Annotated in this window: 12 protein-coding genes and 1 pseudogene; 5 read left to right on the forward strand and 8 right to left on the reverse strand. The window is 72.3% G+C overall.

Annotation, left to right across the window (positions count from 1 at the left end; translation table 11 throughout):
• Window positions 1–22: 22 nt before the first annotated feature.
• From RL72_RS13915 to RL72_RS13925, 3 genes are read right to left on the reverse strand one after another with little or no spacing between them, the layout of a single operon-like run.
• Window positions 23–1,150: an Mrp/NBP35 family ATP-binding protein gene (locus RL72_RS13915; protein WP_045251450.1), complete on the reverse strand. Its 1,128-nt coding sequence runs from the start codon at window positions 1,148–1,150 to the stop codon at window positions 23–25.
• Entirely contained in the window at window positions 1,147–1,671 is a 525-nt protein-coding gene (locus tag RL72_RS19910; RefSeq protein ID WP_045251451.1) for a DUF1003 domain-containing protein, read from the reverse strand. Before RL72_RS19910 ends, RL72_RS13915 begins: the two co-directional genes overlap by 4 nt.
• A complete protein-coding gene (locus tag RL72_RS13925) occupies window positions 1,671–2,939 on the reverse strand; it encodes a magnesium transporter MgtE N-terminal domain-containing protein (protein ID WP_045251452.1) in 1,269 nt (422 codons plus the stop codon). The genes RL72_RS19910 and RL72_RS13925 overlap by 1 nt, the downstream gene beginning before the upstream one ends.
• A gap of 88 nt (window positions 2,940–3,027) precedes the next feature.
• On the opposite strand from RL72_RS13925, the gene RL72_RS13930 reads away from it, so the two are divergent.
• Genes RL72_RS13930 through RL72_RS13940 form a run of 3 tightly spaced genes read left to right on the forward strand, consistent with a single transcriptional unit; the run spans window position 3,028 to window position 5,590 of the window.
• Window positions 3,028–3,726 (forward strand): YflT domain-containing protein, encoded by a 699-nt coding sequence (locus RL72_RS13930; RefSeq protein ID WP_045251453.1) that lies wholly within the window; start codon window positions 3,028–3,030, stop codon window positions 3,724–3,726.
• Window positions 3,726–4,415: an alpha/beta hydrolase family protein gene (locus RL72_RS13935; RefSeq protein WP_045251454.1), complete on the forward strand. Its 690-nt coding sequence runs from the start codon at window positions 3,726–3,728 to the stop codon at window positions 4,413–4,415. Before RL72_RS13930 ends, RL72_RS13935 begins: the two co-directional genes overlap by 1 nt.
• Window positions 4,412–5,590: a MalY/PatB family protein gene (locus tag RL72_RS13940; RefSeq protein ID WP_045251455.1), complete on the forward strand. Its 1,179-nt coding sequence runs from the start codon at window positions 4,412–4,414 to the stop codon at window positions 5,588–5,590. The genes RL72_RS13935 and RL72_RS13940 overlap by 4 nt, the downstream gene beginning before the upstream one ends.
• A gap of 107 nt (window positions 5,591–5,697) precedes the next feature.
• On the opposite strand, the gene RL72_RS13945 is transcribed toward RL72_RS13940, so the two are convergent.
• The 3 genes from RL72_RS13945 to RL72_RS13955 all read right to left on the reverse strand — a co-directional run bounded on the left by RL72_RS13945 (window position 5,698) and on the right by RL72_RS13955 (window position 9,663).
• The gene (locus RL72_RS13945; protein WP_211256059.1) at window positions 5,698–6,660 is read right to left on the reverse strand and encodes a phosphotransferase; all 963 of its coding nucleotides are present in this window, start codon (window positions 6,658–6,660) and stop codon (window positions 5,698–5,700) included.
• Window positions 6,627–8,057, reverse strand: a complete 1,431-nt coding sequence (locus RL72_RS13950) for an aminopeptidase P family protein (protein ID WP_045251456.1) — start codon at window positions 8,055–8,057, stop codon at window positions 6,627–6,629. Before RL72_RS13950 ends, RL72_RS13945 begins: the two co-directional genes overlap by 34 nt.
• Before the next feature lie 109 nt (window positions 8,058–8,166).
• Window positions 8,167–9,663, reverse strand: a complete 1,497-nt coding sequence (locus RL72_RS13955; RefSeq protein WP_045251457.1) for a S8 family peptidase — start codon at window positions 9,661–9,663, stop codon at window positions 8,167–8,169.
• A 181-nt stretch (window positions 9,664–9,844) separates the two neighbouring features.
• Between RL72_RS13955 and RL72_RS13960 the strand changes: the two genes are divergently transcribed.
• Complete coding sequence (locus RL72_RS13960) at window positions 9,845–10,240, forward strand: DUF3054 domain-containing protein (RefSeq protein WP_045251458.1); 396 nt, start codon at window positions 9,845–9,847, stop codon at window positions 10,238–10,240.
• A gap of 27 nt (window positions 10,241–10,267) precedes the next feature.
• Here the strand turns inward: RL72_RS13960 and RL72_RS13965 are convergent, their stop codons facing one another.
• Window positions 10,268–11,302, reverse strand: a complete 1,035-nt coding sequence (locus RL72_RS13965; protein WP_045251459.1) for an endonuclease/exonuclease/phosphatase family protein — start codon at window positions 11,300–11,302, stop codon at window positions 10,268–10,270.
• An 86-nt stretch (window positions 11,303–11,388) separates the two neighbouring features.
• Here RL72_RS13965 and RL72_RS13970 point away from each other — a divergent pair, with 86 nt between their 5' ends.
• Window positions 11,389–12,273, forward strand: a complete 885-nt coding sequence (locus RL72_RS13970; RefSeq protein WP_045251460.1) for a PHP domain-containing protein — start codon at window positions 11,389–11,391, stop codon at window positions 12,271–12,273.
• 153 nt (window positions 12,274–12,426) lie between these two features.
• On the opposite strand, the pseudogene RL72_RS20640 reads toward RL72_RS13970, so the two are convergent.
• Window positions 12,427–12,545, reverse strand: a pseudogene (locus tag RL72_RS20640) (ferritin-like fold-containing protein); the annotation flags it as partial.

Consider the following 12,545-nt stretch of genomic DNA (forward strand, 5'->3'; position numbering starts at 1 on the left):
GATCCGCGGCTGGCCGAGGCGATCAGCTCAGGCTGAGCGGCAGGTGCCGCCCGGCGAGCGAACGCCCGGAGCGGTCCACGGCATCGGCGACCGTGAGGATCGCCCGCGCGGCAGGATCCTCCGGATCCGAGAGCACGACCGGAGCGCCGGCATCGCCGCCCGCGCGCAGCGCCGGGCTCAACGGCACCGAGGCGAGCAGGGGCACCGGATCCGCGCCCTCCGAGAGGGCGTCTGCGACCGCCTGGCCTCCGCCGGACCCGAACAGGTCGAGCGAGCTGCCGTCCGGCAGCGTGAGCGCAGCCATGTTCTCGACGACGCCGATCACGCGCTGACCCGTCTGCCGGGCGACCAGACCGCTGCGGATCGCTACCTCTGCGGCCGCCTCCTGCGGCGTGGTCACGACGAGCACGTCGGCGTGGGGGAGCAGCTGCCCCAGGGTGATCGCGATGTCGCCCGTCCCCGGCGGCATGTCGATGAGGAGCACGTCGAGGTCGCCGAAGAACACGTCGGTGAGGAACTGCTGCACGGTGCGGTGGAGCATCGGTCCGCGCCAGGCGACCACCGATTCGCCCTCGCGGAGGAACATCCCGATCGAGATCGCCTTCACGTCATGCGCGACCGGCGGCAGCATCAGGTCGTCGATGCGGGTGGGCTGCGTGCCGGGCGCGATGCCCAGCAGCCCCGGGATGGAGAAGCCGTGCACGTCGGCGTCGATCAGTCCCACGCGGCGGCCGCGCGCGGCGAGCGCGACCGCGAGGTTGGCGGTCAGCGTCGACTTGCCGACCCCGCCCTTGCCGCTCGTGACCGCGATCACGCGCGTGAGCGAGTCCGGTCCGAACGGCATCTGCCGCGGTGCCCGGCCGTCGCGCAGGCGCTCGGTGAGGGCGCGCCGCTCGTCGGGCGTCATCACGCCGACCGCGACCTCGACGGTGTCGATGCCGGGAACCGCGGCTGCCGCCGCGTGCACGTCCGCCTCGATCCGGGTCGCGGCGGGGCAGCCCACGATGGTGAGCACGATGCCGACATGCGCGACGGCGCCCTCGACCGTGATGTCGCGGAGCATGTCGAGATCGGCGAGCGGACGGCGCAGCTCGGGGTCGGTGACGGCGCCGACGGCGCGACGGACCTCGGCGGCGAGCGCGTCGGTCACGGAGCCTGCTCCGCCGGATCCTCGTCGCGCAGCTCCGCGAGCATCGCTCGGAGTTCTGCGCGCAGCACCTCGCGGGTGACGCCCTGCGACGAGCGCTCCTCGAGAGCCATCCGCAGGGCGACGATCTCCCGGGCCAGGTACTCGGTGTCGGCGAGATTGCGCTCCGCACGCTGGCGGTCCTGCTCGATCTGCACGCGGTCGCGGTCGTCCTGCCGGTTCTGCGCGAGCAGGATCAGGGGAGCGGCGTACGAGGCTTGCAGCGACAGGATCAGCGTGAGCAGGGTGAAGTTCGTCGCGGCCGGGTCGAACTGCCATTCCTTCGGCATCGCGATGTTCCACCACAGCCAGATCGCGACGAACACGCTCATCCCGATGAGGAAGCCCGAGGTCCCCATCGCACGGGCGAACGCCTCGGAGAAGCGCCCGAAGGTGTCGCTCGATCCGGAGGAGGTGGCACCGCGGCCGAGCATGCCGGAGCGACCGCGGGGAAGATCCAGTCCCCGGCGGTCCGACTTCGCCATCATCCCGCTCCGCCCTGCGTCGGGACGGACGGTTCCGCATCGTGCGAGCGCCAGTCGTCGGGCAGCAGGTAGTCGAGCACGTCGTCCACGCTGATCGCGCCCACCAGGCGGTGGGCCTGGTCGACCACGGGGAGGGAGACGAGGTCATAGCTCGCGAGCATGCGCGCGACCTCCGCGGCCGATGCGGTCGCCGGCACCGGCTCGAGCGTGTCGTCGACGATGGCGCCGAGCCGCTCGTGCGGGGGATAGCGCAGCATGCGCTGGAAGTGCACGACCCCGAGCAGGCGCCCGGTGGGCGTCTCGAAGGGGGGCAGCGTGATGAAGACGGCCGCGGCCAGCGCGGGATGCAGCTCGTGCCGGCGGATCAGCGCCAGCGCCTCGGCCACGGTCGCGTCGGCGGAGAGGATGATGGGCTCCGGCGTCATCAGACCGCCCGCGGTGTCGGGGCTGTAGCGCAGCAGCATGCGCACGTCCTCGGCCTCCTCCGGCTCCATCAGCTCGAGGAGGTGCTCCAGGCGCCCCTGGGGGAGCTGGGCGAGGAGGTCGGCGGCGTCGTCGGGCTCCATCTGGTCGAGGATGTCGGCGGCGCGCTCGTCGCCGAGCCGGTCCAGGATGTCCATCTGGTCGTCCTCGGGCATCTCCTCGAGGGCGTCGGCGAGACGCTCGTCGGGCAGTTCCTCGGCCACCTCGATGCGGCGCTGCTGGGGCAGGTCGAGCAGCGTGTTCGCGAGGTCTGCGGGGTGCATCTCCGAGAACGTCGCGACGAGCTGTTCGGCCGACTGCGCCTCGCCCGGACGGTTGTGCTCGCGCACCTCGTTCCAGGTCGCGAAGGTGGTGGGCCCCTTCGCGAACGGCGACGCGCTCGTCTTCGGCTTGCGCAGGAACAGCTGGCTCACCGACCATTCGCCGAGCCGGTTCGGCTCGATCGCCACATCCTCGATCACGGCCGTCCCGGAGGCGTCCGCGAAGTCGACGCGGCGTCCGATGAGCTCGGCCATGATCCGCACCTCGCCGTTGCGCGGCTTGAAGCGGCGCACGTTCATCAGCCCGGAGGAGATCACCTGTCCGGTGCTGATCGAGCCGACGCGTCCGATGGAGAGGAACACCTGCCGGCGTCCGGGGATCTCGCACACCAGCCCGATCACGCGCGGGGCCGCGCTACTTCGGTACACGACGACGACATCTCGGACTTTGCCGATCCGGTCGCCGGCGGGGTCGAACACGGCGCACCCGGCCAGGCGCGCGACGAAAACCCGCTGTGTGCTCATGGTTCCAGCGTAGTGTCCTGAGCCTAGGGATCCGGGGTGGGTGACGGCATCCGGCGGTCTCCGGGCGGCCGCGTGGAACAATGGTCGGATGAGCATGCTGAACGCGTCGGGCCCCGCGGGCGAGATCGGCGAGACGGTCGCCACGGTGACCGAGTACGAAGCCGCGCAGAAGCTCGTCTCGCAGCTGATCGCCGGCGAGATCCCGGCGAGGGCGATCGCGATCGTGGGCGTCGGCGTGCAGACCGTCGAGCGGGTCACCGGGCGCCTGGGCTATGCGAACGCGGCGCGGTCCGGCGCCGTCAACGGCGTGCTCATCGGCCTGTTCCTGTCGGCGATCTTCGTGCTCGGCAACCCGGCGGTCCCGATGCAGGCGTTCGTCGGGATCCTGTTCGTGGGCGTCGCGATCGGCATGATCCTCAGCCTCGTCACCTATTCGATCGTGCGGCGCCGTCGCGACTACGCGAGCGTGATGCAGCTCAAGGCGGACCACTACGAGGTGACCGTGCTGGCCGCCTCGGTCGGCAAGGCGCGCCAGGTGCTGGGCCGGTCGGTGACGCCGACGCCGCGCCCGGCTCCGTCGGCCGTGGCCGAGCCGCCTCAGTACGGCGAGCGGGTCGACGAGCCGCCGCGCTACGGCGAGCGCGTGATCCCGGAGCGGCCGCCGCTGCCGCCCATGCCGCCGGCCGCGCCGGCCCCGGTCGAGGGGACGGCCCCGGAGGCCGCGCCCGCCGACGGCGAGCACCCGGCCGAGGGCGAGCGATCGGACGGCGACGGCTCGTCCCGATGATGCCCTCGGGCGAGGAGCGGTTCCGTGCCCCGGTGCGGCTGCCCGGCGGACCCGTCGAGGTGTCCGCGGCGTTCGCCCCTGCGGCGACGGATGCGACGGAGGCGCCGATCGTCGTGATCGCGCACGGCGCCGGCGCCGGGATGGATCACCCCTTCCTGCTCGGATTCGCCGCGGCGCTGCAGGCCGCAGGGCTCCACGCTCTGCGCTTCACCTTCCCGTACATGGAGGCGGGCCGGAGGATGCCGGGTCCCGCTGCGCACGCGCTGCTGACCTGGCGCGCCGTGACGGCTGCGGCACGGCAGCGCGGGAACGGGCCCGTGTTCGCCTGCGGCAAGTCCTACGGGGGCCGGATGGCGTCGATGGCGGCGGCTGAGGAGCCCGGGCTCGACGTCGCAGGGCTCGCGTATCTCGGGTATCCGCTGCATCCGCCCGGCAAGCCGGAGAAGCCGCGGATCGAGCACCTGCCCGCGGTGGCGCAGCCGCAGCTGTTCGTCGAGGGGACGAACGACCCGTTCGTGCAGCCGCTCGCGCAGCTCGAGGAGGCCGTCGCCTCCTGCCGGAGTGCGCGGATCGCGTGGATCGACGGTGGCGGCCACTCGTTCGAGGTGAAGGGGAGGAAGCAGGCGCCGGCCGAGCTCGGCGCATCGCTGGCCCCTCTGGTCGCGGACTTCGCGAGGGGGATCGCATGAGCACCGCGCAGGAGCTGGACGCCATCGGGATCGAGCGGCTGCGCGAAGCCGGCAGCCTCAAGTGGTCGGCGTTCCCCGAGGCGATCGGCGCTTTCGTCGCCGAGATGGACTTTCCCACGGCCCCGGCGGTCGCCGACGCGGTGAAGAACGCCGTCGACGCGGGACTCACGGGATACCTTCCTGCCGCGGTGCGCACGCGCATGGCGGAGGCGACGGCCCGCTGGCAGCGCGACCGCTACGGCTGGGAGGTGCCGCCGGAGCGGATCCGTCCAGTGCCGGACGTGCTGACCGCGCTGCGCACCACGATCGACTTCTTCACCGCCGCCGGCTCTGCGATCGTGCTGCCGACGCCCGCGTACATGCCGTTCGTGACCATCCCCGCGATGCACGGCCGCGAGACCGTCGAGGTCCCGATGCTCGTCGAGGGCGGGCGGCATGTCTACGACCTGGACGGAATCGACCGCGCCCTGGCCGACGGCGGTGGCCTGCTGATCCTGTGCAACCCGTACAACCCGCTCGGCCGGGTGTTCGAGCGCGAGGAGCTGGAGGCGGTCGCCGAGATCGTCGAACGACGGGGCGCACGGGTGTTCTCGGACGAGATCCATGCGCCGCTGGTGTTCGCGCCGCACCGGCATGTGCCCTACGCGAGCATCAGCCCCGCTGCCGCGGCGCACACGATCACCGCGGCCAGTGCGTCGAAGGCGTGGAACCTGCCCGGTCTCAAGGCGGCGCAGGTGATCCTGACGAACGACGCCGATGTGGAGATGTGGGCACGCCCCGAGGTCGCCTGGGCCGAGCACGGCACGGCGAACCTCGGCGTGGTGGCGGCGACGGCCGCGTTCGACGAGGGGCGGGACTGGCTCGAAGAGACGCTGGCCTACCTCGACGGCAATCGCCGGCTGCTCGGAGACCTGCTCGCGGAGCACATCCCGGCGATGGGCTATCGCGCGCCGGAGGGCACGTACATCGCCTGGCTGGATGCTCGGGATCTGGGCATCGACGGATCCCCGGCCGACTTCTTCCGCACCCGCGCGGGCGTCGCGATGACCGACGGCATCGCCTGCGGCGCGGCGGGGGAGGGCTACCTGCGCTTCATCCTCGCGACCCCGCGCCCGATCATCGAGCAGGCCGTGCGGCAGATGGCGGACGCGCTCCGCGACCACGCCGCGCGCTGAGGTCCGATCGCCGGCTCGGACCCGCGTGCCGACGGGTGTCAGACGAACATGACCCGGCGCGGCGGCGGATCCGCGTGGGTGAGGTGTCGCGTGCGCTGTGCCGGCGCTCAGCCCGCCAGGTCCGGATCCGCGAGCAGGCGTCCCATCGTGCGCAGACCGAGTGCGGCCATGACGGCGTTCGTCCGCTCGTAGTACCACCCCAGGCCCATCGCCTGCTGCAGCGCCCACGCGGCCCCGCGCTGCCATTCGGCGTCGCCGCAGCCCAGGGCGGCCCTGAGTGCGAGCCTGTCCCGCCGATCGAGCACGTGCCACGCGACCACCAGGTCGAGGGCGGGGTCGGCCGGGCCGAAGGACCCGCTGTCCAGGACCCCGCCGAGCCGCCCGTCGTCCGAGAGCACGAGGTTCGGCGGGATCAGATCCCGATGCGACATGACCTCGACGCCCGGATGCGGTATCCGCGACAGGCGCGCCCAGAGCGAGCGCGCCGCGCCCACGTCGAGCAGGTGCGCGCTGCGCGCGAAGCACTCCGACATCCAGTCCTCGTGCGCGCGGAGGTCACCGCCGCGACCCCGGCCGTCGAAGCTCCGGCCGCGCAGCGGTGCGGCGCGCAGGGCGACGATGAGGTGCGCCAGATCCTCGGCGAGGCCGGGACACGTGCTCTCCGATCCGTCGGGCTCGCCCTCCGACGCGGTGCGCCCCGGGATCCACGTCTGCACCGACCAGGCGGAGGGGTAGCCGGCGTCGCCGTCGACGACGCCCACCGGGACGGGAGCGGGGAACGGCGCGACCGTCGCGAACTCCTCGAGAGCGGCCGCTTCGGCGGCGATCTCGGCGTACGAGGTCGGCTGCAGCGGGAAGCGCGCGACGTGCGCGTCGCCGATCCGGAACAGGGCGTTCACCGTGCCCGGCGTCGCGAGCGCGCGCACCGGCCGCCCCGCGAACGCGGGAAAGGCCGCCGCGATCCGTTCGGTCGCGGCGGCCTCGGCCACCCGGAGCTGTCCGGGACCCTTCGACGAGCTCAGGGACCGGTCCTCGGTCAGGACGCCGCGCCCTGCACCGTGGCGATCCACGCCTCGATCTCGGCGGAGGTGCGCGGGATGCCGGCGGAGAGGTTCACCGGTCCGTCGGCGGTGATGAGGATGTCGTCCTCGATGCGCACGCCGATGCCGCGGTACTCCTCGGGAACCGTCACGTCGTCGATCTGGAAGTACAGGCCCGGTTCGATCGTGAACACCATGCCTTCCTGGATCAGCCCGTCGTAGTACATCTCGCGGCGCGCCTGGGCGCAGTCGTGCACGTCGATGCCGAGGTGGTGGCTCGTGCCGTGCACCATGTAGCGGCGGTGTTGGCCGCCCTTGTCGGCGTCCAGCGCCTCCTCCGCGGTCACAGGAAGCAGGCCCCACTCGGCCGTCCGGCGGGCGATCACGTCCATCGCGGCCGCGTGCACCTCGCGGAACGGCACGCCGATCTTCGCGGCGCCGAAGGCGGCGTCGGCCGCCTCGACGACCGTGTCGTAGATCCGGCGCTGCACATCGCTGAACGTGCCGCTGACCGGGAGGGTGCGGGTGATGTCGGCCGTGTAGAGGCTGTCGGCCTCGGCGCCCGCGTCGATGAGGATGAGGTCGCCCGGCAGCACCGCGCCGTCGTTGCGGGTCCAGTGCAGGTAGCAGGCGTGCGGGCCGGAGGCGGCGATGGTGTCGTAGCCCTCCCAGTTGCCGTCGCTGCGGGCGCGCTGGTGGAACACGCCCTCGACGATGCGCTCGCCGCGCGGGTGCGCCACGGCGCGCGGAAGGTCGCGGACGATGTCGTCGAAGCCGTTCGCGGTGATCTCGACGGCGCGGCGCATCTCGGCGATCTCGTACTCGTCCTTGATCAGGCGCAGCTCGGAGACGACCTGGGTGAGCTCGGCGTCCTCGTCGACGACGAGGTCGTGCTCGCCCGCGGCGAAGTCGTCGAGGTGGGCGGTGGCGAGACCCAGATCCGCGGCGACGCCGGCGAGCGCCGGGCGGGGGCCGATCCAGAACTCGCCGATCGTGGCGTCGGAGTAGAACTCGCTCGTGGTGCGGTCCGCGCGCTCGCGGAAGTAGAGGGTGACGTCGTGCCCGTCGGTCGTCGGCTCGAAGACCAGCAGCGAGTCGGGCTCGGCGTCGGCGGCCCAGCCGGTGAGGTGCGCGAAGGCCGAGTGCGCGCGGAACGGGTAGTCCGTGTCGTTGCTGCGCTGCTTGAGGGATCCCGCGGGGATCACCAGGCGCTTGCCGGGGAACGCGGCGGAGAGAGCGTCGCGCCGCTTCGCCGCATACGGCGCCTGCGCACGCGGTGCGGGAAGGGTCTCGGGGCGCTCGGCCCAGCCCGTGGAGATGGTGTCGAGGAAGCCCTGGGGGAAGGGCTGACGGCGGTTGGCGGACGTCGAGGTGGTCGCGGTGGCGGCGTCGCCCTGCTGCTCGATCGTGTCGTGCTCGGAGGTCATGGCTCCATCCTCTCATCGCCCGGCGGGCCCCGGATCCCGCTCGTGACACGGAGAAGGGGCTCGGCAGGCCGAGACGGCGAGCCGAGCCCCTTCCGGAGGCGGTGTCAGATCACTGCACGGCCTTGAGCGCGTTCACGATGCCGTGTCCGTAGTAGCTGTTCAGCTCAGGGGTGCCGACGCACGCCGCACCCTCGTCGTACTGCGGGGCGGAGCAGGCGGTCGGCGTGGCGTCGTCCTCGAGCTTCTGCACCAGCTGGGCCGGGCTCAGCTCGGGGTGAGCCGACTTCATCAGGGCGAGCACGCCGGCGACGTGCGGGGACGCCATCGAGGTGCCGCTCTTGAGCCCGTACTTGCCGCCGGGGATCGTGGAGAGGATGCGGGAGCCAGGGGCCGCCACGTCGATCTCGCCGAGACCGCGGTTGGAGAAGTAGGACAGCTGGCCGTCCTTGGTCAGCGAGGCGACGGTCACGACGCCGGGCACCTGCGCCGGGATGTCCTTGCAGCCCTGGTTGATCGTGCGCGGCGTGGGGGTCGCCGCATCGTCCGGGCTGCCCTCGTCGCGCGTGTTCACCGTCAGGTCGAGGCCGGAGTTGCCGGCCGCCGCAGCGCTCACGACGCCCTTGGCGCTGGACCAGTTCACCGCGCGGGCGACGGCCTCACGGACCGCGGCCTGATCCGGCTGGTCGTCGCACCAGAACTCGAACGGGTCGATGTAGTAGCTGTTGTTGGTCACGTCCATGCCGCGCTGCGCGGCCCACATGAAGCCGCAGACCGCGTACTCCGGGTAGATGAAGCCGTCGTCGTTGACCACCTTGACGGAGGCGAGGCGCACGTTCGGCGCGACGCCCACGATGCCGGCGCCGTTGCGGGCGGCCGCGATCGTGCCGGCGACGTGGGTGCCGTGATCCGAGGTGGTGGGGTACCAGCCGCCCGCGGCCTGGTCGGGGCGCCCGCCGGCGGTGCAGTTGACCGAGTCGGCGACGTCGATGTTCGACTGGAGGTCGGGGTGGGTCGGGTCGATGCCGGAGTCCAGAACGCCGACGAGCACGTTGCGGCTGCCGTCGGTGACCTGGTGCGCCTGATCCGCCTGGATCATCGTCATGTCCCACTGCTGACCCTCGAGCGAGTCGGATCCGGTCGCGGGCACCGGCTCGGTGGGCTCGTCGCCGTTGACGGGCTTGTTCTTGCCCTTGTTCCAGCCCGACGACCCCGGACCCCACGGAGCCTGGGGACCCGTGACCTTGTCCTTCACCTCGACGGTGCGGGTCGCCCCGACCGACTGGACGACGTTCTTGCCCTTGGCCTTGACCGTGTCGCGGAACGCGGCCCGGTCGGACTGGGCGATCACGACGCCGATCTCGGGCCAGCTCTGCACGACCACGCCGCCGGCGTCGGTCACGGCCTTCTCGGCCTTGCGGGTCTGGCCGGGGTTGGCCTGGCCCGTGTTGACGACGTAGCTCATCACGGTGCCGTCGGGCGGATTGATCGGGACGGGCGTGGACGGCTCGTCCGTCGCCGCGGTGGCGCTGACGGTTCCCGCCAGGACCAGGCCCAGCGCCGCGACGGTGCAGGCGATGGTGCGGATCGGACGGGCGGATTTCGACATCCTCATCGGTGAGGGTCCTCTCGTGCGGTGAAGACCGGTTCGGCGACCGGCGCGGGCGGGTGGCCCTGTCATCGTTTCTATCGGTCGTTCCCAGCCAGTTCAATGCTTGCTGATAAGCCTCGCTCAGGGTATGGACCGCTCCGGGCGGGTCGGCACAGCCTCGGCCGCTACCGTGGAAGGCATGACCGATTCCGCGCCCGCCCGCCGATCCACGCTGACCTGGCCATGGGCGGCCGCGATCGACGCGCTGCTCGTGCTGGTCTTCGCGACGATCGGCCGCGCCAGCCACGAGCACTCCCTGGATGTGCTCGGCGTGCTGGAGACCGCCTGGCCGTTCCTCGTGGGGCTCGCCGCGGGCTGGGCCGTGCTGCGCGCGTGGAGGGCGCCCGTGGCGCCGCTGCGCACCGGGGCTTTGCTCGTGGTGATCACGGTCGTGGTCGGGATGCTGCTGCGCGTGGTGTCGGGCGGGACGACCGCGGTGGCGTTCGTCATCGTCGCCACGGTGACCCTGCTGGTGTTCCTGGTCGGGTGGCGCGGCATCGCGCTTCTCGTCGCGCGCCGGCGCGTGCGTCGCTGAGGCGGCGCTCCGGCCGACCGGGCGGGGTTACGGCGTCGCGCGCTCGAGCTGCGTGATCAGGGCGCGGTGATCGCTGCCGCCGGCGCCCGCGGGGAGGACGGCGGCCCCGGAGGCGCGCCACTGCTCGGTCGCCATCACGTGGTCGATCGGCGCGCCCAGGAGTGCGGGAACCGACGTCGGCCAGGTGCCGACGGCGCCGGATCCGGCGCGCGACGCCGCGTCGCGGCATGCGCCGAGGTCTCCGCCCGCGGTGCCGAGTCCCGACATGTGATCGAGCGTCGCGTTGAAGTCGCCCGCCAGGATCACGTTCTTCCCGGCGGGGCACTGGTCGGCGACCCACCGCAGATCCTTCGCCCAGCCGTCCATCTCGTCCTGGCGCGGCGCGACCGTGTGCACGGCGACGACGGTCGGCCCGTCGCCGTCGACCGGCATGACCACGGCGCTCGGCACCGAGGAGGTGTTGCTCGATCCGTCGGCCGACGACGGGATCACGGAGTAGTCGCCGAGGGCCGGGGAGATCAGCACGGTCGTCTGCCACGAGTCCGGACCCTGGGTCACCTCGGGGCGGTACTGCACGTGGTGCACCCACATCGGGTGTCCCGCGTCGCGCAGCTTCAGCGCGATGTCCTCGCCCACGGCCTCGGTGGTCTCGGGCAGGGCGACGATGTCGGCCTGCTGCGAGACGACGGTCTGCGCGATCTCGTCGGCGGAGACGGCTTCGCCCGCCGTGTTCCAGGCGAGCACCCGCACGCTCGACGACGTCTTCGCCGGGAGGACGTCGGCGGTGTCCACCCCGCGCAGCGCGAGGATCGCGGCGGAGGCTCCGCCGCCGAGCAGTGCGACGATCGCGAGGGAGGCGGCGAACCCGCGCAGCGGGCGCGCCAGCATGAGCAGCAGGGCGAGCAGCAGGATCCCGGCGAACGCGATGACCAGCGCCGCGCGAGACGCCACGATCTGCGTGATCGGGAACGTCTGCTCGAGATGGAAGAACTGCGGCCAGGTCACGATCGCCGTGGCGATCGCGAAGAGGACGGTGAGCAGGATCCCGATCAGTCGAAACATCGTCTCCGAGCCTAGGCGAGCGGATCTGTGAGGCGTCTGGTGCGCGGCCGGCGGCCCACGCCCTGCGGGATCGCTACGCTCGGAGGATGACCGATGCCGATCCCACGTCGCGACCCGCCCTGTTCGCCGGACCGGTCGATCTGCATCTGCACTCGAACCGCTCCGACGGCACCGAGGACCCGGCCGTCGTCGTCGACCGCGCCGCGGAGCAGGGTGTGCGCACCATCGCCCTCACCGACCACGACACCACCGCCGGCTGGGCCGACGCCGCGGCGGCGACGGCCGCGCGCGGGATGACGTTCATCCCCGGCATGGAGATGTCGTCCAAGGACGGGTGGCGCAGCGTGCACGTGCTCGCGTACCTGTTCGATCCGGCGGATCCGGACCTGGTGGCGGAGACCTCGCGGATCCGCGACGACAGGATCGGCCGTGCCGAGCGGATCGTGCGCAACATCTCGCGCGACTACCCGCTGCGCTGGGCGGACGTGCTGGAGCAGACCGATCCCGATGCGACCGTCGGCCGCCCGCACATCGCCGACGCGCTGGTCGCGCGGGGCATCGTGCGCGATCGCGGCGAGGCGTTCGACGGGATCCTGCACCCGCGCGAGGGCTACTACGAGGGGCACTACGCGCCGGATCCGGTCACCGCGATCGAGCTCATCACCGCGGCCGGCGGCGTGGCCGTGATCGCGCATCCGGCCGGTCGCGAGCGGATGTCCGATGCCACCCTGCGGCGTCTCATCGACGCGGGCCTGGGCGGTCTGGAGATCGACCACCGCGAGAACACCGCGGAGGGGCGCGCGTGGCTGCACGGCATCGCCGCCGAGCACGACCTCATCATCACGGGCTCCAGCGACTACCACGGGACGGGCAAGCCCAACCTGCCGGGGGAGAACACGACGACCACGTCGATGATGCAGCGCATCATCGACCGCGGATCCGGATCCGCGCCGGTCTACCCCGTCGGCTGAGCCTCCCGGACGCCGAGACCCCCTTCTGCCGCCGAGACCCCGTGCAGATCGGTTGCTGCACGGGGGTCTCGGCGCTCAGAGGGGGTCTCGGCGTGGTGGTGGGGCCTCAGGCGCCGGTCTGCGGGGCGCTGCCCCCGGCCGCACCGCCGGAGGGGCGGCGACGGCGGCCCGGGAGAGGATCTCCTTCTCCGACAGGTCGCTCGTGGCGCGGATGAGCCGGGTGAGCGTCTCGAAGTACCCCAGCTGCAGGTACGCGGCCTGGCCGAGGAAGG

The sequence above is a fragment of the Microbacterium azadirachtae genome (assembly GCF_000956545.1).
GTDB lineage: Bacteria > Actinomycetota > Actinomycetes > Actinomycetales > Microbacteriaceae > Microbacterium > Microbacterium azadirachtae.

Excerpts from the sequence above, each read along its gene's own strand:
- RL72_RS19910 (WP_045251451.1), bottom strand. The coding sequence starts at position 1,671 with ATGGCGAAGTCGGACCGCCGGGGACTGGATCTTCCCCGCGGTCGCTCC.
- RL72_RS13925 (WP_045251452.1), bottom strand. The coding sequence starts at position 2,939 with ATGAGCACACAGCGGGTTTTCGTCGCGCGCCTGGCCGGGTGCGCCGTG.
- RL72_RS13930 (WP_045251453.1), top strand. The coding sequence starts at position 3,028 with ATGAGCATGCTGAACGCGTCGGGCCCCGCGGGCGAGATCGGCGAGACG.
- RL72_RS13935 (WP_045251454.1), top strand. The coding sequence starts at position 3,726 with ATGCCCTCGGGCGAGGAGCGGTTCCGTGCCCCGGTGCGGCTGCCCGGC.
- RL72_RS13940 (WP_045251455.1), top strand. The coding sequence starts at position 4,412 with ATGAGCACCGCGCAGGAGCTGGACGCCATCGGGATCGAGCGGCTGCGC.
- RL72_RS13950 (WP_045251456.1), bottom strand. The coding sequence starts at position 8,057 with ATGACCTCCGAGCACGACACGATCGAGCAGCAGGGCGACGCCGCCACC.
- RL72_RS13955 (WP_045251457.1), bottom strand. The coding sequence starts at position 9,663 with ATGTCGAAATCCGCCCGTCCGATCCGCACCATCGCCTGCACCGTCGCG.
- RL72_RS13960 (WP_045251458.1), top strand. The coding sequence starts at position 9,845 with ATGACCGATTCCGCGCCCGCCCGCCGATCCACGCTGACCTGGCCATGG.
- RL72_RS13965 (WP_045251459.1), bottom strand. The coding sequence starts at position 11,302 with ATGTTTCGACTGATCGGGATCCTGCTCACCGTCCTCTTCGCGATCGCC.
- RL72_RS13970 (WP_045251460.1), top strand. The coding sequence starts at position 11,389 with ATGACCGATGCCGATCCCACGTCGCGACCCGCCCTGTTCGCCGGACCG.